At 30.7% G+C, this 22,254-nt stretch carries 20 protein-coding genes; all 20 read right to left on the reverse strand.

Features of this window, described 5'->3' with window-relative positions:
* Position 1 precedes the first annotated feature (1 nt).
* The 20 genes from GTZ96_RS13670 to GTZ96_RS13765 all read right to left on the reverse strand — a co-directional run bounded on the left by GTZ96_RS13670 (position 2) and on the right by GTZ96_RS13765 (position 22,252).
* Entirely contained in the window at positions 2-982 is a 981-nt protein-coding gene (locus GTZ96_RS13670) for a glycosyltransferase family 2 protein (protein ID WP_161644471.1), read from the reverse strand.
* Positions 979-2,001 (reverse strand): exostosin family protein, encoded by a 1,023-nt coding sequence (locus tag GTZ96_RS13675; RefSeq protein WP_161644472.1) that lies wholly within the window; start codon positions 1,999-2,001, stop codon positions 979-981. Before GTZ96_RS13675 ends, GTZ96_RS13670 begins: the two co-directional genes overlap by 4 nt.
* Positions 2,002-2,856 carry an FkbM family methyltransferase gene (locus tag GTZ96_RS13680; RefSeq protein ID WP_161644473.1) on the reverse strand — a complete coding sequence of 285 codons (855 nt, stop codon included), beginning with the start codon at positions 2,854-2,856 and terminating at the stop codon, positions 2,002-2,004. It lies immediately after the preceding gene.
* A complete protein-coding gene (locus GTZ96_RS13685) occupies positions 2,853-4,397 on the reverse strand; it encodes a glycosyltransferase family 2 protein (RefSeq protein WP_161644474.1) in 1,545 nt (514 codons plus the stop codon). The genes GTZ96_RS13680 and GTZ96_RS13685 overlap by 4 nt, the downstream gene beginning before the upstream one ends.
* Before the next feature lie 423 nt (positions 4,398-4,820).
* Complete coding sequence (locus tag GTZ96_RS13690) at positions 4,821-5,975, reverse strand: glycosyltransferase family 4 protein (protein WP_161644475.1); 1,155 nt, start codon at positions 5,973-5,975, stop codon at positions 4,821-4,823.
* Positions 5,976-6,854: a hypothetical protein gene (locus tag GTZ96_RS13695; protein ID WP_161644476.1), complete on the reverse strand. Its 879-nt coding sequence runs from the start codon at positions 6,852-6,854 to the stop codon at positions 5,976-5,978.
* 196 nt (positions 6,855-7,050) lie between these two features.
* Positions 7,051-8,484 carry an MBOAT family O-acyltransferase gene (locus GTZ96_RS13700; RefSeq protein WP_161644477.1) on the reverse strand — a complete coding sequence of 478 codons (1,434 nt, stop codon included), beginning with the start codon at positions 8,482-8,484 and terminating at the stop codon, positions 7,051-7,053.
* A gap of 78 nt (positions 8,485-8,562) precedes the next feature.
* Complete coding sequence (locus GTZ96_RS13705; RefSeq protein ID WP_317168911.1) at positions 8,563-9,972, reverse strand: CDP-glycerol glycerophosphotransferase family protein; 1,410 nt, start codon at positions 9,970-9,972, stop codon at positions 8,563-8,565.
* A 116-nt stretch (positions 9,973-10,088) separates the two neighbouring features.
* Complete coding sequence (locus GTZ96_RS13710; RefSeq protein WP_161644478.1) at positions 10,089-10,964, reverse strand: N-acetylneuraminate synthase family protein; 876 nt, start codon at positions 10,962-10,964, stop codon at positions 10,089-10,091.
* Positions 10,951-12,117 carry an acylneuraminate cytidylyltransferase gene (locus GTZ96_RS13715; protein ID WP_161644479.1) on the reverse strand — a complete coding sequence of 389 codons (1,167 nt, stop codon included), beginning with the start codon at positions 12,115-12,117 and terminating at the stop codon, positions 10,951-10,953. The genes GTZ96_RS13710 and GTZ96_RS13715 overlap by 14 nt, the downstream gene beginning before the upstream one ends.
* Before the next feature lie 83 nt (positions 12,118-12,200).
* Positions 12,201-13,097, reverse strand: a complete 897-nt coding sequence (locus tag GTZ96_RS13720; protein ID WP_161644480.1) for a hypothetical protein — start codon at positions 13,095-13,097, stop codon at positions 12,201-12,203.
* Between the two features lie 2 nt (positions 13,098-13,099).
* Entirely contained in the window at positions 13,100-14,536 is a 1,437-nt protein-coding gene (locus GTZ96_RS13725) for an MBOAT family O-acyltransferase (RefSeq protein ID WP_161644481.1), read from the reverse strand.
* A gap of 1 nt (position 14,537) precedes the next feature.
* Positions 14,538-15,413: a glycosyltransferase family 2 protein gene (locus GTZ96_RS13730; RefSeq protein ID WP_161644482.1), complete on the reverse strand. Its 876-nt coding sequence runs from the start codon at positions 15,411-15,413 to the stop codon at positions 14,538-14,540.
* Entirely contained in the window at positions 15,413-16,552 is a 1,140-nt protein-coding gene (locus GTZ96_RS13735) for a glycosyltransferase (RefSeq protein ID WP_161644483.1), read from the reverse strand. Before GTZ96_RS13735 ends, GTZ96_RS13730 begins: the two co-directional genes overlap by 1 nt.
* Positions 16,553-16,557: 5 nt before the next feature.
* A complete protein-coding gene (locus tag GTZ96_RS13740) occupies positions 16,558-17,730 on the reverse strand; it encodes a glycosyltransferase family 4 protein (protein ID WP_161644484.1) in 1,173 nt (390 codons plus the stop codon).
* Entirely contained in the window at positions 17,727-18,524 is a 798-nt protein-coding gene (locus tag GTZ96_RS13745; protein ID WP_161644485.1) for a glycosyltransferase family 32 protein, read from the reverse strand. Before GTZ96_RS13745 ends, GTZ96_RS13740 begins: the two co-directional genes overlap by 4 nt.
* 2 nt (positions 18,525-18,526) lie before the next feature.
* The gene (locus GTZ96_RS13750) at positions 18,527-19,465 is read right to left on the reverse strand and encodes a glycosyltransferase family 2 protein (protein ID WP_161644486.1); all 939 of its coding nucleotides are present in this window, start codon (positions 19,463-19,465) and stop codon (positions 18,527-18,529) included.
* Complete coding sequence (locus GTZ96_RS13755) at positions 19,462-20,364, reverse strand: glycosyltransferase family 2 protein (protein WP_161644487.1); 903 nt, start codon at positions 20,362-20,364, stop codon at positions 19,462-19,464. The genes GTZ96_RS13750 and GTZ96_RS13755 overlap by 4 nt, the downstream gene beginning before the upstream one ends.
* A 5-nt stretch (positions 20,365-20,369) precedes the next feature.
* Positions 20,370-21,269, reverse strand: a complete 900-nt coding sequence (locus GTZ96_RS13760) for a glycosyltransferase family 2 protein (protein ID WP_161644488.1) — start codon at positions 21,267-21,269, stop codon at positions 20,370-20,372.
* Positions 21,266-22,252 (reverse strand): glycosyltransferase, encoded by a 987-nt coding sequence (locus GTZ96_RS13765; protein WP_161644489.1) that lies wholly within the window; start codon positions 22,250-22,252, stop codon positions 21,266-21,268. Before GTZ96_RS13765 ends, GTZ96_RS13760 begins: the two co-directional genes overlap by 4 nt.
* Between the last annotated feature and the right edge of the window lie 2 nt (positions 22,253-22,254).

Below are 22,254 nucleotides of genomic sequence, written 5' to 3' on the forward strand. Positions count from 1 at the left end.
ATTAATTTAAAATTTGAAACCAAGCAATTGTCCTACCTAAAGCTTCAGTAAAGGCTTCTTTTTTCTTAGTTGTGGTAAATATATTGCTAAATCGAATCATTGTCAAAAGTATCGTAATAGAATGCCACTTTAATTTATCTTTAAAAACAGGATTAGGGTTTTTGACTCTCCAAACATAAAAGCCATTTTTAACTACCATTTTTCCATATTGGTATTGATTAGGTCTTCCTGAAGTTTCATGAAAATGTTTTAATCGAGCAGCGGTATTCAAATACAATTTTCCTTTTTTAGCCAGTCGTAATGAAAAATCAGTATCTTCAAACAAACCATAGCCTTGAAAATAAGTAGAAAAACTAAACGTATTGAATACTGATTTTCGAAATGAAGAAACTCCTCCCATCAACATTTCTACCTCATATACTTTATCTGTTGGTGGCAAAAAACTAACACTTCGCCCATGAGAAAATAAAGGGGAAACACCTGGAGCACAATCGCTATCCAAACCTAATTTTTTGCGCAAAACAAAACGAGAACTATCAATTCTTTTCCAAGCATCAAAATAAAAATCAGTTGATTTTGGTTGGTATTCTTCTCCTACACGTTCCCATTTAATCTCATTGTTGATATAACCTCCAACCCCTAAGGCTTCGGGATAAATTTTGTAGGTTTTAAGTAACTTCTCAAAATAATCTATTTCTAAAACAGTATCATCATCTAAAAAACAAACAATTTCAGAAGATTCGGTAACTTTAGATATACCAAAATTCCTTTGTTTGGTTAAACCCCGATTTTCTTCGGAAACTAAAAAATAATGTAGATTTTTAAATGGATTGCTATTTAAAACTGCTGCTGTTTGCTTATCTGTAGAACCATCAACAATTAAAATTTCATCGGGATATAAAGTTTGCTTCTCAACCGATTGCAATAATTTTAGCAAAGGCTCAGCACGCATATACGTACAAATGATTAAAGTAAATTTCATTGGGTCTTTGATTTAAAAACAGAATAAATATTCAAAAAATACGCTTCCCTTTCTAAATGGCTACTCCACAATTTTCGGTTATTCATTTGCATTAATTCAAAATATTCCGGGCTTATTTTTTGATGAAAATTAACAAGTGTTTCTATTATTTCGTGTTCTTTTGCAATAATACAATGCTTTTCCCAATTGACATTCTCGCTTAAAGGTAACCTAAAATCAGTATCTATTACAAAAGGAATCCTTCCCATGGCTAAAGTTTCATAAAAACGAACTGAAAAATTTCCTACTCCACGCATACAAAAAGTATAAGGATTACTCTCTATATTCTCCAAAAACTCAATGGTTGTTTTATTTTTCTGCTCTATTGTTTTAGCTCCAGCCCTGTATTTATTTCTAAAAACAAAATTGGTTTTTATAGCTGGATTTTTTTCTAACAAACTTAAAAATTGGTAACGCTTAATAGTAGAAGAAAAAAAAGGCTGGTAATCCGTGTCTGTTTTTTTAGTCCAACGTTTGTAATTGTATCTCAAAAACACCAAAAATTCTTTTATCATTTTCAATCCAGAATTACTCGCATGTCCTACAAAACCTACTTGAGGTTGTTCCTCCTTGGCAATTGAACGAAAGTTTTTTGACAATTTCACATAAGGATCGGTAATAAAAGCAGGCATAATAAAGGTATATGCATTCAATTTAGAATCAAAACCACTCATTCTAAAAGTATACACAGGACTATTAATACTTTTGCCATAATCACCTCCAGAATACAACCAAACTTTTTTTCCTAACCCCAATGCCTTACTTATAAAACCGTCTAATTCTTGCTGTTTATTGTTCGTGTTAAAATGAGCTATATCAACAGGAACAACCGCAATGTCACAATCGGCAATAGCTGAAACAATTTGGTATTTTTCTAACAAGTTAGCATTAGGCGAGTACCATAAATCAAACAACAACGGAAAAATGACTCTTCTATTCTCAGCAGTAAGATACTTTTGATCTGTATATAATTTTAGCATTTAATTTAAAAAATCTTTTTTGATAAAAATTGTATTAAATTTTTTTGAGTTAAAAGTATCTAAAGGTGTCATTCTTTTACTTTCAACATCATAAGAAATAGGCACAAAATTATATGACACTAAAAATTCCAATATTTCCTCATTTGTATGCCCAAATTTTGATGTAGAAAAATTCAACTCGATTATTATATATTTCAATTTTTTACTTTTTAAAATATTTAACGCTCCTTTCAAAACAAAATATTCATAGCCTTCAACATCTATTTTAAAAAAGGTCGGAGTCTTTTTTATTAAAACATCATCTAATTTTTTGACTTCAACACTTACTACATCAGTTTCACTTCCTAAGGCAACACTATTCATAACATCCTTAGTTTTTGTGAAATTCAAAATAGAATTTTCATCCCCAATACCAATATTAAATAATATAATCTTTTGAGATAAATTATTTAGATTTATATTTCTTTCTAATTTAATAAATGTCGAAAGAATAGGTTCAAAAGCAACCACTTCAGCATTACAAATCCCAGCTGCTAATAACGTATAATGTCCTACATTGGCACCAATATCTACAAATAAATCTTCTGACTTTAAATTATGAATCAAGAACATTGAATCTTCGTAATCAAACAGTTTAAAATAAATATTAGCTACAATACCTGCATCTCCTTTTTGAGCGTAAAACTTTAGTCCATCTATCCAATCATAAATCCTAGGTTTTTCACTAATCCATTGAATACAATTAAATTTACAATATCTAAATAAAGCTCTAATAGGATTATGCTTTGTAAGTGGGTGTGTTTGAAAAATTAAAAATCTTTTATAAATTTTATTCCAAATGTATTTGACTTTCATTTTGTCTTTTCTCTTAATTTACCAGCCCAATATACACTCCTACTCCATCTTTTTTTGAAGTTTCTATAAAAACAAAAAAAATCTCTCAATGATGCGTGTTTCAATAATTTTAAAAACAATATTAATTTATAACTTTTTAATTGTTGTAAGGTATAATGTTTTTGCAATACATACAAAATAGTAGGCGATGGCTTAGGTTGAATAGCTTCCGATTCCCATTGTTTTTTAATTGGAATTCTGAAACCTCCCATCGGAGCTTTGAGATGGGTAATTTTTAAATCGGGAAAATAAATCACATCATGGCCTTGATTGCGCAATTGCAATCCAAAATCGGTATCCTCTCCGTAACCAAATTCGAGTGCCTTATCAAAACGTACATTATCAAGTGCCTCTTTTTTCACAAAGCTATTTCCCGAACCAAAAATACCCGACTGATGAATGGTTTTGTAATGTTGAATTTCATCAGGTTTAAGACAAGAAGTTGTAAGGGCAAAAATGCTATATTCCTCTATCTTATTAAGAACATTTTGAAAAAGACCTTTTTTAAATCGAATATCATCATCTGCCATAAAAACCCATTCGCTTTCCACTTCCTCTAAAGCCAAATTACGGGCATTGCAAACTCCTGTCTGATGGGTAAAAATGTGTTTAATGGTAAAAGGCCAGTTTTCTGTTGTGAAATAATCCAATTCTGAAACGCTATCTTTCAAAGGGTTTTGCTCTACAATAATTACTTTTTCGGGCAAATGCGTTTGCTTAGCTAAATCCTGCAAAACATCATACAAATATTGTTTTCGACCAATAGTAGGGATAATAACATCGATTGTTTTTTTATCAACCATTTTTAGAGTTGATTGTACCTGAATAGCATCTAAATTTAATTTTATCCTTTTTCTATTTTTAAAAAACAAGGCATAGAAAAAAGGGATCATTGGAAATCGTTTTTCAAAAAAAAATAGATTTAACAATAATAATAACAGCCAACGCTTTTTATAATGCTGTTTTACAAATCGGAACAAAAGGAAGTTATTCGCTTGGTAATTCTCTTTTAATTCCTTAGGATTATTCGATAGTAATCCTGGTTCTGAATAACAAAAAAGCCCCGCTAGCATTCCTAATTTGGCAACAGAATTTAAAAAATAATCAAAATTAGCTGCTGTTTTTATTTTACTCCCTATTACATTTAAAACCGAAGCATGAATTCCGCCCACTTCACTACTCATTAACCATGTAGGATAAATAACCGATTTATTAACTTTAATAAAAGGAGATTCTTCGACATAGCCAATAGCATTAGAGATGTAATTTTGTGCACCAGCAGTGTAAGAAGCCATTATTTTATGATGATGGAAGATTGTTTTGAATTTTGAATGATTCAAACTTGTTCTTAAATCAATCTCACACCAAATAAGCCAATCTAGAGGATAGGATTTAGCTAACTCTAATAACGCTGTAGCAATAATATTCGATAAAAACGATAACTGCTCATCGTTTCGAATTACTTTTACAACTTTATTGTTTTTATGGTACACTATAATCATAATATGCTCATCCTTTTTTAACCGCAAACCTGTCTGCCGACAGGCAGGTTATAGTAATTTTGCTTCCCAAATTCTCCTTTTCAAGCTCGGATCAAAAATTAATTGGTGTTAATTCATACAATCAATTGCTATCATTTTCTTTTTTGCTTGATCAAAAAAGGAACAAAAAAAATCAAGTCTTGCACTTCCTCGTCGGTCAAATTAGTTTTCGAATTAGCTTCGCTCTGTTCGCCTTTGGCTCGAGTCTAAAAGAAAATAACTCTCCGCCGCGGCGGATCAAACAGATTTTCTTTTTACGTATTCTTCAAACATTTGACACTCGACTGTGGAAGTTAAGGACCTTTTAAACTTCTCTAAAGGTGACATTCATCCAAATTGACTACATTGTTATATGCAGCAAAGTCTAGATCATCTTTTCTAAAACTACAATTTAGCAAGAATCAATTTCTGATAAAATTCTATATTTTTCTTCACTAAATTACTACTATCAAATTTTTCTTCCACTCTCGTTCTTGCCTGCTCACCAATCCGTTGACATAAAGCATTATTTTGAAGTAATTGTAGAATTCGTTCTGCATACAAATCATGATTGGCAGGATGTACCAAAAAACCACTTTCGCCATCCAAAATTAATTCTTTCGCCCATCCAAAATCGGAATTCACTACTACTTTTTGCATCGCCATGGCTTCAATAGTTACCATTCCCAAAGTTTCGGCGAAAGTAGGAAACACACAAATTTGAGCTTTCTTCATATATTGCTGTACTTCATCATAAGGAATCTTTCCCAAATAATGCACATTTTTTAAATCCGCCGGATTAAATTGCTGCTGCATCAATTCCCATGTAGAAACAGAGCCGCTTTGCACATCGGCAGCATCTCCACCTATTAACAGCAAATGGGCTTCCGGAAATTGCTCACGAACCTTATTAAAAATAGCTGGCAATTCAAAAACCCCTTTTTTTCGAATCAGGGTTCCTACATACAGGATTAAACCTTTTTCATATTGCTCTGCTGCTTTATTCTCAAATCGATCCAAATCCAAGCCGTGATGAATGGTTTGTATTCTTTTATTTTTTAGCTGAAATAGTTTTTTTGACAATTCTCCTGTAAAAGTAGTGGGTGCGATAAAAGCATCAGCTCCTAAAACTGCTAATTTTTCGAACCAAAAATTTTTCATTTTCTGTCTACGATGCTCTAAATGACAGAAATAAGTATCACTGCCGTGAAAACGAATTACTAATGGTATTTTGAAATTCATAAAAGCCGTAATTCCTGTCCAATCGGGAGCTTCTATCAGATCTATTTTTTCTTTTTTCATTACTGATTTACAGTAATTTTCGATGTGTTTTCGATGAAAAAGCCAACCAAAGCATTTGTATTTTCTGCCTTTAATTAAATGAATTGCAATTCCGTTTTCGACTATGATTTCCTGTGTTTTCTGCCCATATACAAATACCGTAACAACAACTCCTTCTTTAACAAAAGCTGAAGTTAGGTTTTTGATACTCGTGCCTATTCCAGCCGCATGAGCAACCTTAGCATGAGGAAATTCGGGAGTTAAAAAAGCGATATGCATTTATTTACTAAAAAAATCATTAATAATTCTAGTCGTAAAAATTCTAGCTCCTGCATTGTTCATGTGCCCACAAGAGGAGAAATATTTATCCTCAAGCACTACGTTTTCATAATTATAAATCTCCGGATAACTTTTCTTTACTTTATCAAAATAATCCATTCCTACCACATTCTCACACATAGGTGTCATCACAGCAATAAAATTAATATTATTGGCTTTGCAAAGTTGTTTGATTTCTTCATAATATTTATTGTGAGCTAAAGGATTTAAACTTATAATATTATTCTTCATATTACCCTTAGTTGTTCCTAATGAATAATAACCCCCATTATCTAATAACTTTGATTTTTTATGAATCATACTGAAAAACATTTCCCTAAAACCTATCTTAGTTTCATATTTAATATAACGGTAAAATGGAATATAATACAACTCTTTAAAATCGTCTTCATTCTCAAAATGTTTCCTTACAGTTTCTGAAACATAAAAATAAGGTAAATATTTCGCAGCAACACCCTCTGCCTGATGTTCATTACACAAATTTAAATCAGCTTCCAAAATCACGGTTTTTATTTTATACTTACGCTCCAACATTAATTTCAGCATCAAATCTGCTTCGAACAAATGACCACCACTCATACCATAATTAAAGGTTTTCAATCCTTTTTGTTCAAACATTTCGCTTACAAAATGATTATTGGCTCGGGAAGAGCCCAGAATAACTACATCGTAATTTCTGGCTTTGGAATTGTAAACGTATTCTATTTTATTTCGATTATTAGATTGTAGATATACTGAGGTATAGCAGTAGTCTAGTAGTATCGCTAACACCACTGTTATGATTATTGTTTTTATAGTAAATCCTAAAAATTGCTTCATTATTGTTTTATTCTCTTTATTTGATTTTTTTTTCTTCCCCCCGCCCTAAAGGGTGGGAAAAGAAATGGAATGTCATTATTTATCAAGAACTTTTTAGATTTCATGAATTTTCGGCTCCCTTTAGGGCTGGGGAAAACGAAAATTCATACTCTTCATTTCCTTTTTCTTTCCGCCCTAAAAGATAAAAAAGAAGGTATTAAAACTGAAAATAAATAAATTCTTTATAATCAGAATAAGTACCTAATACCATTATTGCAGCCAAACACAAAGCTAGTTTGATAGTTTGGCACTTACCTGAAATAGGTTCCTCTTTAGTACGGTTGTTCCATTCGACAACGACAAACAACAACACCATGATTAACAACTCGTAATTATACCTTTCATTGGCTAAATATTGTGATGTAAAATGTCCGTTTGTAACAATTTGTTTTAAATATAAAACAGCATCAGCAATGGTTTTAGCTCTAAAAAATACCCAAGCCACGCAGCTCAATGCAAAAGTAAGCAGGATATTTGCCAGCACTTTTACTGATTCCCAACTCCTGTCCAATACTATAACATCCATGTTGTTTCTATTTGATTTTCTTAAAAGTAATGGTAAAAAGTACAAAGCATTGATTCCGCCCCAAACGACATAAGTCCAATTGGCTCCATGCCAAAAACCACTGACTAAAAAGATAATAAAGGTGTTTCTTATTTTCATCCACAATCCGCCTTTACTTCCTCCTAACGGAATGTACAAATAATCACGAAACCAAGAAGATAAGGAAATATGCCAACGACGCCAAAATTCGGCGATATCTCGGGAAAAATAAGGATAATTGAAGTTTCGCAACAACTCCAAACCAAATAATTTTGACATACCCAAAGCCATGTCAGAATAGCCTGAAAAATCCCCATAGATTTGGAAAGCAAAATAAACAGCACCTAAAATCAACGACAAGGAATTCATCGAATGATAATTATCAAAAATAGCATTAGCGTAGGTTGCGCAAGTATCGGCTATTACTACTTTTTTAAATAAGCCCCAGAGCATTTGATAGACTCCGGCCTTGGCTTGTTCGTAATCAAAGCTTCTTTTTTCTTTTATCTCAGGCAATAAATGCGTGGCTCTTTCGATAGGTCCTGCCACCAAAAGTGGAAAATAACTCACAAACAACGAATAATCGACAAAGTTGTATTCGGCTTTGATTCTTTTGTAATAAATATCAATTACGTAGGACAGGCCATGAAAGGTATAAAACGAAATTCCCACCGGCAAAACCACATCCAATAAAAATGGAGATGCTTTTAAACCAAATCCCTGCATCAACTCGGCAAAAGAATTTGCAAAAAAATTGTAGTATTTAAACATTCCCAGAAACCCTAAATTGATCCCAATACTGAGCCAAAACCAAAATTTTCTACCGCTGTCTTTCCGGCTTTTTTCGATTCGGATACCAGTATAATAATCCAAAAAAGTAGAGAAAACCAATAAAAACAGGAATCGCCAATCCCAGCAGGAATAGAAATAATAACTGGCAATTATTAATAAGGTATTTTGTGTGGTTTTGTTTTTATTAAACACAAACCAGTACAAAATAAATACAATGGGTAAAAAAATCGCAAAAGCGAAGGAGTTGAAAAACATATAGGAGTTAGTAGTTAGAAGTTATCCCTCGACAAGCACAAAATGACAGGCTGAGGGTGACAATATCAGAACATTATTTTAAATTACTATTTCGTTTACAATTGACTCTATGGTATTCCAAATTTTCTCCGAAGCCTGTGTTGGTGTTTCGCCAGCTACAATGGTGTACCATTTTTTCCCTTCAGAAACATTAGACAAATTGCCCTTCAGTATGGCTTCAATTTGACTTTCAAGTTGGTTTTTATCCGTACAAAAAATGGCTGCTTCAGGACTTGGCATACTTCTAAAATGGACGTACTTATAATTCTGTCCAATATCCCGAATTCCTTTTTTTAACTGAGGTTGTTCATAATTGTAATAAATACAAGGCTTGTTATGTGCTACAAAATCGAACACTGTCGACGAACACACATTAGTCACCAACTCTGAATGCGCACACACATTATATAACAATTTCAAATCGGCTTTGGTAGGAAAAACTTCGTTCCATTGTTTGCCCATCGCTTTCCACAAAGGATCAATTACTACAATAACATCTTTATTAGCTTCAATTACGGCATCATATCTCGACGTTGTATCCACAGGACATTTTCTATAAATAATCCCCAGATTATATCCTTTAGTATTCAAAACGCGAACTGCATTGGCTAAATCTTCCAAATAATATTGATCTAAGGGCGAAGTCGTTTCGTCATCCCCCGAAAAACAAATGTATTTTTTTGTAGTGTCTAAATTATATTCAGCAAAAAATTCTTCTCTAGTTTGGACTAAAGCAGTATCGTAATGCGGTTCAAATTGAGGCGTTCCAGTAACTATTAATTGATTTTCTTTAATGAAAGGATAGTACTGCAACATTTCTTTTTTCATCAAATTACTCCACACACAATAATAATCTGTTTCTACTAGTTGCATCGCTTTAGGCACATTGTCCCAGGAATACACAAATGTTAGTGTTGGGATCCCCAAATCTTGTGCAGCTAATAAGGCTCCAATGGATTGGCTAGCGCGTTGGGTGGTACAAAAAACCAAATCGGGTTTAATTTCTTCCAATTGGGCTTTGCAATAATTGTATTTTTCAGTAGAACGTTCCAGACTGTTGATTCGTTTTCGAATGCGAAGAATTCCTTTTTCGGAAGAATTCAACCCAATAAGCACTCTGATAAAAAGTGTCATCAAAGTGTTTTTTAATCCGTTATAATTAAAAGGGAACTTGTAAGTTTGGTATACTGAATCAGCAAACTTTTTTGTAGCAATATTTAGTTCGATGTGTTTCCTTATTCGACAATAAAAGGGTGTCAGTGGATGAATCTTTTGGGTTTTGATTTTCACTTCATTATAACCCAATTCCTCTTGTAATGGAAACGCCGTATTGTTCCAATATATAATTTGGTTGCCTCTTTGTTCGCCGATTTCCTTAAACTTGGTAAAGGCAAAATTGCGGAGCCCTACACCGTCTGGAAAAAAAACAAGAATTTTTTTGTTCATCATCTACTATGAAAAGTGTATTTTTAAAACTGGCGCAAAAATAAGGGTATTACAGCTTATATTAGTGATTTATTTTTAGAAAAAGACTTATTCTTTAGAATAACAAAACCCATTCAACTTTATACTTTCTTATTCTTCAACTTTTCTCTTTGTACTTGCTCAATAGGCAAAATATCGGTTGATTTAAATGTTAAAGCCGAATAAACTGCATTTAAATCACGGCTTAATTTGCGTAAACCCATAGGCTCAAGAGAAGCAGCATGATCAGTACCTTTCCATGTTCTATCTAATGTATAATGTCTTTCTACAATATTAGCTCCCAAGGTGTAAGCAGCAACATCTACTGCGATTCCTAAATGATGTCCCGAAAAGCCAATGTGTTTTACTTTGTCTCCGTATTTGGTCTTCAACAAATTGATATCTAACAGGCATACATCTTCAAAAGGAACCGGGTAACCTGAAGTACAGTTGTACAAGACCAAATCTTGGTTTCTTTCTTTTTCAATAAAAAAATTCACTAATTCTTCTGTTTCATCTTTGGTGGTCATTCCTGTTGAAATATGGATTTCGCCTTGGTAATTATCACATAACCAAGACAGCATCGCATAATTATTATTACATGCTGATGGAATTTTGATAAAATCAGGCTGCAAAGAAGCTATTTCCTTAGCCGAGGTGGTATCCCAAACTGAAGTAGAATAAGTTACTCCAATTGATTCGCAATAGTTTTTTAATTCGGCGTGTTGTTGAACGTCAAATTCTAAATATTCCCGGTGAGCACCATAGGTTTCACCATAAGCATTCGAACTATTGGGATGTGGTGCATTGTACTGTGTTTCAGTCAATAATTCTTTATTATTTCTTTTCTGAAATTTAACGGCATCGGCATTGCAAAAGATTTTAGCAATCTTAATGAGTTCTTTGGCAATTTCCATTTCTCCTTTGTGATTGCAACCAATTTCGGCAATTACATAGGGTTTTTTATAGTGATTCATAACGTTCGTTGTAAGAAATTATTTTTTCGCAAACTTCTCTAATAGCACCCTCCGCTGAAACTTTAGTCAATAAATAATCAGCGTTTTGTTTGACTATTTCTGTAGCGTTGGCTGGTGCAAAAGACCAACCCACACTACAAATATTAGTCAAATCATTTACGTCATCACCAATATATGCCAAAGCCCCAAAACCAGTATTTCTTGTCTTAACAAAATGTTGTAAAAAAGCATATTTGTCTTTCACTCCTAGAAAACAGTTTTCAATTTGTAGTTTTTTCATACGTTGCCCCACCAAAGTTGAATTTTCCGAGGTCATTACCACCACTTCCACTTGATGTTGACGAAGAATTTCTAAGCCCATTCCATCGCGCATATCAAAAGCTTTGGCTAATTCTCCCTCAGCCGAATAGAATACTTGCCCATTGGTAAATACCCCATCAACATCCAAAACAAGGTAATCGATGCGTTGGTGTTTTTTTTCTTTTTTCAAACGAGTTGCCAATAGGCTTTCAACTATTTTCCAATCGGTCATGGAATCAATTTCGACCAAGCTTGTTTCGTCCATTTTAACCATCCCTATGATACCGCTCAAGCGATTTTGAGAAGCTACAAAAGCGGCTTTGGTTGTGGCGTAGACCGCACCATTTTCAATCAATAAGCCCTCAAAATCCTGACGCCTTGGACGATTGAACACATCGTAATTTTGCGATGTCCCATCGGCATTCCAACAAAAACGATGGCTATTTACAACAGTGAGTGCCGAATCGTATTTTTCGTTTTCTATTTTAGCTAAAACAGCATTAATATCTGTTGCCGCTGTCATAGGCGAAGTTGCCTGCAACAAACAGAAGATATCAAAATCATATTCTATACCTTCCGCAAATTCCAACATCGCACTTTCGGTCGAAACGGTATCAGTCGCATTTTTATCCGAGCGTAAAAGAGCCTTCACTTTTGGAGTCCAATGGTATTCTTTATCAATATAATCAATAATTTCGACATCATCGGTAAATACATAAACGGCATCTAATTCCGAAAAAACAGCTTCCGCCAGTACCCATGAAAAAAGCGGACGGCCCAGCATCTTTTTCTTGTTTTTCCCAGGGATTCCTTTGGAATCTTTTCGTAAAGGTATTATTGCTGTTTTTTTCATTTTCTTGCTCTTGTATATCAGACTTGAATAAAAACAAATATAGTATTTTGAATAATCTAATTTTAACGTTTTGTATTATTTGTCTAGAGTTCTGCTTTTACATTCTTGATTATTTCATTTGTATATAAAATAGCTCCCTTTTTATTCAAATGAGATGCATCAAAAAAATATTGGGGGTTATTAAAAAATGATGTCTTTTTAGAATACAATTCTATTTTATTATCAATAATCAAACTTTTCAATCTGTTCTCAAATTCCTTGTTTTGTATCTTAAAATTTGGAGGTATAAAAACATATAATTTTATACTTTCTGCTTTACAAATTTTCTGAAATTCTTTAAATGCAGTTAATCGTTCAGGTAATTCAAGCTTTATATTATACTTTTTATTTTGCATTCGTTTTTCATCAAAATCAGTCGCTTTAAAATCTAATAGTACCGTTCCTGTTGCTGTCCAATTTTCATATTTAGTAATTGGATTTGGTTTTAAAAATTGTTCCCATCCTAATCTTGCAGAATAAAGAGCAACTGCAAACGGAGAGAGTTCTTTTCTGGCAATCAACTCATTAGTTATTTCTTGGTATTTTACTAAATTATATAATTTATCATAACGAAATTGCAAAGTTTTTTCAGGTAGAAATTCTCTATCATCATCTATGGTTAAAAATATTATTTCAGGTTTTTTATTGTGTTTTAATACTGCCTTTAAAATAAACAATTGAAAATCAATAGTACAACCTCGATAACCTAAATTAAAAGTTGGCATTTTTAAACTATCTTGAATCGCATCAGAATAGAGGTTGTGTTGTGCACGAGAAGAACCAAATATCAAAATAGCTTTGTTCATTTTCCCTTCTAAAATCCATTCTAGGCGTTTATCCAACTCACGATTAGATAATGCCTGAATTTTCCAATGAAACAATTTATCTACTAAGAAAAAGAGCAGCAAAAACAACACTATCATTTTTAAAAATTGTTTCATCGTTAAAATTGAAAATATATAAATTGCTGTTCTTCTTTTCCAAAAACAAATAACAACACTAAAATTAGCATCATAAACGACCAACGAAACCATCGGTTGCCTTGTTTTCTAAAACTGTCCAAGGCAAAATTTCCTTCTCGTCCCAACCATTCGATTATAATAAAAAATAATACTAAAAGAATTAAAAATGTAGGACGTATTTCTGGTAAAGAAAACAATGATTTTGTAAAAATTCCTTTTATATAATGAGAAGCTGAAGCAACAGAGTCTGCTCTAAAAAATATCCATGCAAACGCTGTCAATCCAAAAGTGACAATCATTTGACAACTTTCCTTAAAATTAGGAAGCCAACGATTTTTTGCAACAATTTCTAAATTCGTTCTGTTTTTGTTTGTTAGCAATAATGGTAGAAAATACAAAGCATTCAAAAATCCCCAAATAAAAAAAGTCCAATTGGCACCATGCCAAAAACCACTAAGCAAAAATATTATGAAAGTATTGCGAATTTGCATCCATTTCCCGCCTTTACTCCCGCCTAAAGGAATGTATAAATAATCTTTAAACCAAGAAGAAAGTGAAATATGCCAACGTCTCCAAAACTCAGCTATATCTCTTGAAAAATAAGGGAAGGCAAAGTTTTTAAGTAATTCTATACCCAATAATCTTGATGTTCCTAAAGCAATATCCGAATAGCCACTGAAGTCACCATAGATTTGAAAGCTGAAAAATAAAGCTCCAACAACTAAGGTACTTCCAGAATACTGACTTGGATCATTAAAAATAATATTGGTAAAATGGGCACAATTATCAGCAATCACGATTTTCTTAAACAAACCCCAAAGTATTTGATACAATCCCGAAATAGCCAAATCATAATTGAAATTTCGTTTTACTTTAATTTGGGGTAATAAATGTGTAGCCCGCTCAATAGGCCCAGCCACTAATAATGGAAAATATGCAACAAAAACAGCATATTCTACAAAATTTTTCTCGACAGCAATTCGTTTTTTATAAACATCAATCACATAAGATAAGCCATGAAAGGTATAAAAAGAAATTCCAACCGGAAGAATGATATTTAATGTAAAAACATCGACTGAAAAACCACATTTTAAAAATAAACTTTGAAAAGAAAGTACAAAAAAATCAAAGTATTTAAAAACCGCCAGAAATGACAAATTAATTCCAATGCTTGCATAAAACCAAAATTTTCGATCCCTTATATCTGTACTTTTTTCTATTTGCAATCCTGAAAAATAATCTAATACTGTAGAAAATAGCAATAAAAAAACAAAACGCCAATCCCAACAAGAATAGAAAAAATAACTAGCTACAAGTAATAAAATGTTTTGCGCTTTTAATGACTTTTGAAACACAAACCAGTACAACAGAAAAACTATAGGGGCAAAAACGGCAAAAGGAAAAGAGTTAAAAAACATGCTAATAATATATTCCTTTTAAAGTTTTTAATTTATGTTGGGTTTTAGTAGTCATACTTTTTCTATGTCTTAATACCATTGGAAAATTCCAAATCATATTCCCAATTGCTTTGCAATATAGTTTAAAATAAGTTTTATCTGAAATAGCATATTTTTTAAAATTGTGCCATAACAACTTGAGTATCCTCAAGATTGGATTTTGATAATACCCAACATAAATACGAAAACTGTTTTGAAGTTGTTTTTGGAAACGGAAATAATTTTTCCCCTGCAATTTTCGTTTTTCAAAATCTACTCGGTGATTGACTGCTACTTGGTTGGTATAAAAAATATCGTAATCTAAATTCATTACCTCAATAGACAAACAAGTTTCTTCGCCATAAATATCAATCCAAGTAGGAAAACCATTGGTTTTATTGTATACATTTTTACGAATGGCAAAACCACAACCAATAAATTCAGTGGTTAGAAATTCTTCTTTTTTAATAAATGCTAATTCCGTTTGAGGATTTTCATACAATCCCTTTAACTCTAAAAAAGCTAAAATTCCAAGATTTGGATTGGCTTCAAAATAGCTCTTTATCGTTTCGATTGGCTTTTCAGAAATCAAATGCGCATCATCATCCAAACCAATAAAAATTTCGCCAATTGCTTTTGAATAAAGAAGATTTCGTGCCGGTGAAGCCGAAATACTTTTATTTGAAACGTACCATTTTACCCAAGGAAACTGACTTTGTAATTGCTCTGTTTCCATGCAGCCATCAATAAAAACTAAGACTTCGTGATTTTTAACATCAAAAACAGCTTGCAGTTGTTTTAAAATAAACTGCAATTCTTCTGGACGATTTTTAGTAACTATAAGAAATGATATTTCCATTAACTCAAATTAACGCTTTGATACAAATTAATAATTTTATTTCGCAACATTTCTCTATTATAGTTTTCCTGAACAAAACTAACATTATATTCTTGAGCTTTGGCTCTCAATTGTTGATTTTCAATAGCCGTTTTAATCAGGCTTGCAATAGCCACAACCTCATTTGGATTCTCAATTAAAAAACCATTGACTCCATGAGTAATAATTTCTTCCGTAACCTTTCCAGGATTAGATTGAATAGGAAAAGCCCCCATTCCCATTGCTTCTAATAAAGAATTAGGCATTCCGTCAGAAGTGCTATTTCCAATATAAAGTAAACAAGAACCTAATTTTTGCAACAGTAATTTATTTGTCATAAAAGACTTTCTGGGAATCATTTCAACTTTTGTTTGTTTAAAATAAGCTGATTTTTTTAAATATTCTTCAACGATTTCATCAGCACTAAAAATTAAAAAATCAATTGACGAATCAAATTGTATCAATTCAATTGCTTTTATTACTACTAATGCCTTCCCAACGCCATCATCATAACCTTTTACACAAATGGTTTTTCTATTACTTATGGGTTGCATAAATGCGGATTCTGTTTCAATTCCTCCATTACCTGGAAAAAAACCCAGAAATTGATTTGTAAAACCTAATTGTTGTGCTATTTGAAAATCACGGTTGCAATCGGTAATTAAATAATTAACTCTATTTAAAAATGATTTTACATTATCAGTACTAACTCCTAAATTTTGATAAGCATACATATCACTCCCCCAAGAAGAATATACAAAAGGAATTTTATTTTGCTGCATTATTGATAAGATGGGTAAGCCCGATAATTTCATTTCGAAGCAATGCACAATATCAGGTTGAATTTCATTTAAAACATTTTCGAAAACAACTTCTACTCTATTGACAGTAATTTTTTCTAAAAAAGAATATAATTTTGGAAACTGTTTTTTTATTCTATAACGAAACGGATAGTTCCATTTTAATTTCCAGCAATTGAATTGTTTTACCCAATTTATTTTCTCTACAAATCCGGCTCCATCGGTTATATCAAACCAATATACTTCAAATCCACTTTCTTTCAATTGGTTTGTCCATTGAAAAAAATGATGATTGGGGATGGATACTAATAGGAGTTTCAATACATTTAGTTTAATAATTGTTGGTAGGATTTATTAAATTTCTCAATACCAAAAGTCTTTTGCGCATAATCAAAGGTTTTTTTAGAAATTTCATTTACCAAATCTTTATTTTCTGCCAATTCTATTATAGCTTTAACAAATTGTTTTACAAGTTCTGTTTCATTATTAGAATTGTCTATCAAAACTCCATTATAATTATTCTCTATATGTTCTGAAATCCCCCCAACATTAGTAGTAATTGGAATAACTCCATAAATCATTGATTCCATAAAGACCATAGGAAAACCTTCATAATTCGATGTGATTATTATAAAATTCAAACTAGAGTATAGAATCTGTAATTCTTCAATATTAGTAATTTCACCTAAAAAATGAACCCCTGCTTTAGTAATTTTATCAATATTACTTTTCATTCCTGTTCCTGCCATTACAAATTCAATATCTGAATAAAGATGTTTAATTTGTTTAGCCACTTCTAAAAACACTTCAGGTCTTTTTTCTTCTGACCATCTACCAATAAACCCTACTTTATTTATAGGCTTTTCCCGAAATGTAATATTACTTATTTCAACACCATTTTCAATAATCTCTATTCGCCTTGAAAATTCAAAATCTAAATTATTTTTATTATAAAGCTTAACAATATCAAATTTTGCTTTTCCATTAATTACAATTCTTTTATCAATAATTTTAGCTGTTTTTACAAAATCATCTGCTCTTGAGTCATCTTCACTTAAAGCATGAATCAAATCTATTTTTAATTTATTTTTTTCTAAATAAGGCAAAATTGTATAATAATAACTTGTATTACTACCAAAAACCGTATTCACAGTTCTGCTTTTATTGATTGATTTATAAATTAATTTAAATAATAAATTATTTATTATTTGAGATTTCTTATTCAAAATTTCATTCAATTCTATACAATTTGCATGATTATTAAAATCTTTTTTAAAATTATTCGTTGCAGATTTATGTGTAAAAATAACACAGCATTTTTTTGAGTAAATTGATTTTAAAATGTTTGAATGAACACGTTCTGCTCCACCAGTATGGTAAAATGGAAAAAAGAAAACAATTTCTGCTTTTTTAATTTTTCTATAATTAAAAACATAAAATAAAATCAAAAAATAGCATCCTTTAATAAAATTATATATCGATTTTGCTGTTTTTTTCATTTAAAACTTTTTAAAAAATTATAATACATTCTTTTAAAGTAATAAAGATTAATATCTCTTTTAAAACATATTTTATTCATTATTTTAAATAATGCTTTAATATACTTTTTATTTCTTAAATAATAAAATTCATCATATTCGACCCAAGATGCATTCCACAAATGAACTGCAAAAGTAGAATGTTGAACGTATTTCTTATAATTTTTCACATCATTTTTTTTCTTATTAGGCAACGGATAAAAATAAGACGATGGATAAATAACCAGTGAATTTGTTTCAACTATTTTTTCAAACAAAGATTTCTCATAAAATTTCATATAAGTACTAGTTAATAATTTAGGAATGATCATTTCATTAAAATTAATAGTCTCATTTAATTTTATCAAATCATAATTATCCAAACAAACTTTAATAAATGCATGGTTCTTTTCGGAACCTATAATTCCCCCACTAATTATTTTGATTTCTTCAGCACCAAAAAAACAACTATGTACTAACAAATCATTTATAGATTTAACTATCATCATATCAACATCTAAGTAAACCCCACCATTTTCATAAAGTACTTTTAACCTAACAAAATCAGAAACAAAAGCCCATTTTTTTTGAAAATAGGCTTCTTTAACAAAAGGATGTGACAAATCCGTATTTTTTTCATTCCATTCGACAACCTGATAATCATACAAACACTCTTTCCAGGAGGCAATACAATCTCTAACCAATTTTGGTTTTGATTTTCCTCCATACCAGCAATAATGTATAATTTTAGGTATTTTCTCTTTATCTGTATGCATTCTTATTTTATTAAAACATACCCTTTTTTAAAAATTTTATAAATAATAAATCCTAATGTGCTTTTAATAAAATTCCATATTTTTTTATTTTGTAATTGCAATTTTATTAAATTAAAATAGAAAAAAGAGCTTCTTCTTTCATTAGCCATTAAAACATCTCTCAAAATCACCCTATACCTATCCAACATGAACAATCGAATACCTGTATTTAACATCTTGTATTTTTTTAATAAAACATAATGTTTATTTCTTGTAAAACATTCTGACAGTAATTCTTCAATATTTAAAAAATTAACTTGTTTAGATAATGAATAAGCATGGGATCTATAACGAAATAACACTTCATTTAAATAAAAAATATTTGGAACTTTATAAAGGGCTCTCAAATTAAAATCCCAATCATCTAAATAACTAGTTTTCTCATCAAAAAATAAATAATGTTCTAATAAAAATTTCTTCTTCCATAAAGGACCAGAAACATAAAAAGTAACTTTCCCTATAAAATAATCCTGTATTAGATTATTACTCATAATAATATTTCGAAATAATATCACTTTAGAATCTGAATCAAAGAACTCCGCTTTTCCTATAACAACATCAACATCATCATCAAAACAACTAATCCTTTTTTCTAAGGCTTCACTTAACAATATATCGTCACTATCAAACCAATAAATATATTCCCCAACACTCCTTTTGAAGCCATAATTCCTACAATAACTTGGTCCCTTAATTTGATCTTGAGGACGATGAAAATATTTAAATCTTTTATCTTTTTCAATATAAGAACACACTATTTCTTCTGTATTATCATTACTACCGTCGTCAACAACAATACATTCCCAATTAGTATAAGTTTGAGCCAAAACACTTGCAAGTGTTTCTTCAATAAAACATCCACGATTATAAGTTGGAATGATGATAGAAACAAGCTTATTCATAAATTGATTATATTTTTAATAGACCGCTTAAAAAAATTTTTAAATGTATAACTATCGTAATTTTTAACATATAAAAACATTAATGAATTCCATTTAATAAAAGTTAATTTTCTTTCACTTCTTAGCTCAATTTCATATCTATAAATCATTTTAAGACGTCTTTCTTTAGAAAAAAATTTCAATCTACTGTTTAGTATGTTTTCATAAAAAATAATTGTTGCTTTTTTTTTTTGCGAAATATTATCTACCATCCCTGAAATATTAATATCAGAATTTCTTATATATACATTCGCCTCATTTATTGAAAAAATAAATTTCTGTTCTGAGAAATCAAACCAAGCATTATCATCACTAAACCAAGCTAAAGGATAATCAACAAAACCATATTTAAGATATACCTTTCTTGAAAAGATATGTTCTGACAAAGAACTTCTGGATAAGCCTTCAAATTTTCGGAAATAAGAATCAAATGGATTTTCCCAAATTTGATTTTCAAATTTTTTTGAAATCATTTTCCCACTTCCATTAATGATAACAGATGCATATCTAACCACATTACTTTTTTCTTCAAAAACAGTATATTTCTTATAAAATTCCTCAACTACATTTTCTCCCAACAAATCATCATCACCTAAAATCATCAACCATTCTTCATCTCCAGAAAGAGCAATACAACGTTCCCATTGTTCAGTCAAAGAAGTTCCTCCTAAATTATTATCAAAACGATGGTAGACAAAATCCAACTTCCCTTCAAAATCATCAAGTAAAGAACTACAATCTTCAGGACTAGCATCATCACCAATATAGACTTTAAATCGCTTATCTTTTTGATTTGCTAACGACAATAACGTTTGTGCAAAAAAAGCGAGTTTATAATATGGGATTATTATAGCTAGCATGAACTTTATATTAATTTTCTTTTAAGTTTCAATAAAAACTTTCTTGGATTCTTTAACGACTTTATCGCCTTAAAAAAAATATGATGAGAAACAAAAGCTTCTTGATACTCTGCTCTTACTAAAACCTCTAAATGATCCAAACTCCCTAGCTGTCTATCTAATAAAATTACATTGATTCTAGATTCTTTTGAATATGATAAAAGTAACGTAAACAGTTTAAAATTAGATTTCGTCATTTTTATAGCTGAATTAGTCGAATGAAAACCTACGCCAAACCTATAAACAGCCATTTTCTCTTCAATATATTTTAATTTACCCTTTTCAGCTAAAAGCATGTATAAGAAAAAATCACCTATTGGAGAATAGGAAAACTCAAATGGAAATTCTTTAATTATATTTCTGAATACTACTGAAGGAGTGTGCATATAATTTCCCCATCTAGCTAGTGTTTCAATAGTTTCATAATTTTCAGGAATTTTTGTTATAAAATCATCTACAATTTCTCCATTAGTCTTTAAAATATTAACTTGATGAAAACACAATACATAATCAGGATTGGTTTCCAAAAAATCAACTTGTTTTTGCAACTTCATTCGATCTATCCAGTAATCGTCACCATCACAAAGTGCAACATACTTGCCCTGACATTGTTTGAAAGCAAAAATAAAATTAGGCATCATCCCTATATTTTTTTCATGCTTTATATATCTAATCCATGAACTACGAGAATGGTTTTCGATAATAGACTTTATAATCTCATCTGTAGCATCAGGAGATGCATCATTAGCAATTATCAATTCAACATCAAAATCACACTCCTGCATCAAAACTCCTTCTATCGCTTGGCGAATGTAGTTTTCATGACCATAGGTAACCATACAAACACTAACAGTTTTTTTTTTCATCTTAGTTTTTGTCTTAAAATTCCAACTCCAACTAATGACAAAATAAGTTTTATCCAAATATGAATTTTCATTTTTTTTCTAAAAATATTCCAATTACAATATTTAAAAACATCAACAATTAATACATTTTTCAACAATTTAATAACGTCTATATATTTCTTAGCTACAAATGCATTATTTATTAATCCTCTATTAGTATTACAAATAGCATCTGATAACCAAATTGTATTCAGTTTATTTCTTTTTACAAAACTTTTTCTGCACAAATAAGAATCTTTTATTGCAAAAATATATTTATCGACCTCTTTGGGATGACTTGCACTTCCTTCCAAAATTCTATATACAGCAGTTACTTCATTCAAATAATGTAGTTTTGATATATAAACCGTTTCGAGTATAATTCTAGTATCTCCTATTACTTTATTTTTAAGTTCTTCTTTTATTTTTTTTACAACTTCATCTAAAATCGTTTTTCTAAACATCGTAGTTGCAAATTCTATAAATTTACTTTTTAACATTTCAGGAATTACATCTGACTGTCTTTGAACAAATCTGGCTGGTATATCTATAAATTGTCCTGTTCTCTGAATAAATTGTTTTACATCTGTATAAACTAAACCTATTTCCTCATTTTCTTCCAAAATTTCAACTTGTTTCCTTAGTTTGTCTTTAGTTATCCAAAAATCATCTCCTTCGCACATGGCAACATACTTTCCAGAACATTGCTCTAAAGCGAAGAAAAAATTCGGCATTATACCTAAATTTTTATTCTGCTTAAAATATTTAATCCAGCCTGATCTTGGATGATTGGATAAAATATCTTGAATAATATAGTCTGTTTGATCAAGAGAGCAATCATTTGATAAAATAAGTTCAACTTCAAAATTACAATCCTGCATGAGTACCCCTTCTATGGCTTGCCTGATATAATTCTCATGACCATAAGTAATCATGCAAACGCTGACTTTTGGATACTGGCTCATTA

This window comes from Flavobacterium undicola (assembly GCF_009909155.2).
Taxonomy (GTDB): Bacteria; Bacteroidota; Bacteroidia; order Flavobacteriales; family Flavobacteriaceae; genus Flavobacterium; species Flavobacterium undicola.

Coding starts and splice junctions, on each gene's coding strand:
- GTZ96_RS13730 (WP_161644482.1), bottom strand. CDS start 15,413: ATGGAAATATCATTTCTTATAGTTACTAAAAATCGTCCAGAAGAATTG.
- GTZ96_RS13685 (WP_161644474.1), bottom strand. CDS start 4,397: ATGATTATAGTGTACCATAAAAACAATAAAGTTGTAAAAGTAATTCGA.
- GTZ96_RS13725 (WP_161644481.1), bottom strand. CDS start 14,536: ATGTTTTTTAACTCTTTTCCTTTTGCCGTTTTTGCCCCTATAGTTTTT.
- GTZ96_RS13740 (WP_161644484.1), bottom strand. CDS start 17,730: ATGAAAAAAACAGCAAAATCGATATATAATTTTATTAAAGGATGCTAT.
- GTZ96_RS13695 (WP_161644476.1), bottom strand. CDS start 6,854: ATGAAGCAATTTTTAGGATTTACTATAAAAACAATAATCATAACAGTG.
- GTZ96_RS13705 (WP_317168911.1), bottom strand. CDS start 9,972: ATGATGAACAAAAAAATTCTTGTTTTTTTTCCAGACGGTGTAGGGCTC.
- GTZ96_RS13715 (WP_161644479.1), bottom strand. CDS start 12,117: ATGAAAAAAACAGCAATAATACCTTTACGAAAAGATTCCAAAGGAATC.
- GTZ96_RS13755 (WP_161644487.1), bottom strand. CDS start 20,364: ATGCTAGCTATAATAATCCCATATTATAAACTCGCTTTTTTTGCACAA.
- GTZ96_RS13680 (WP_161644473.1), bottom strand. CDS start 2,856: ATGAAAGTCAAATACATTTGGAATAAAATTTATAAAAGATTTTTAATT.
- GTZ96_RS13670 (WP_161644471.1), bottom strand. CDS start 982: ATGAAATTTACTTTAATCATTTGTACGTATATGCGTGCTGAGCCTTTG.
- GTZ96_RS13690 (WP_161644475.1), bottom strand. CDS start 5,975: ATGCATATCGCTTTTTTAACTCCCGAATTTCCTCATGCTAAGGTTGCT.
- GTZ96_RS13700 (WP_161644477.1), bottom strand. CDS start 8,484: ATGTTTTTCAACTCCTTCGCTTTTGCGATTTTTTTACCCATTGTATTT.
- GTZ96_RS13750 (WP_161644486.1), bottom strand. CDS start 19,465: ATGAATAAGCTTGTTTCTATCATCATTCCAACTTATAATCGTGGATGT.
- GTZ96_RS13765 (WP_161644489.1), bottom strand. CDS start 22,252: ATGAGCCAGTATCCAAAAGTCAGCGTTTGCATGATTACTTATGGTCAT.
- GTZ96_RS13675 (WP_161644472.1), bottom strand. CDS start 2,001: ATGCTAAAATTATATACAGATCAAAAGTATCTTACTGCTGAGAATAGA.
- GTZ96_RS13720 (WP_161644480.1), bottom strand. CDS start 13,097: ATGAAACAATTTTTAAAAATGATAGTGTTGTTTTTGCTGCTCTTTTTC.
- GTZ96_RS13710 (WP_161644478.1), bottom strand. CDS start 10,964: ATGAATCACTATAAAAAACCCTATGTAATTGCCGAAATTGGTTGCAAT.
- GTZ96_RS13760 (WP_161644488.1), bottom strand. CDS start 21,269: ATGAAAAAAAAAACTGTTAGTGTTTGTATGGTTACCTATGGTCATGAA.
- GTZ96_RS13745 (WP_161644485.1), bottom strand. CDS start 18,524: ATGCATACAGATAAAGAGAAAATACCTAAAATTATACATTATTGCTGG.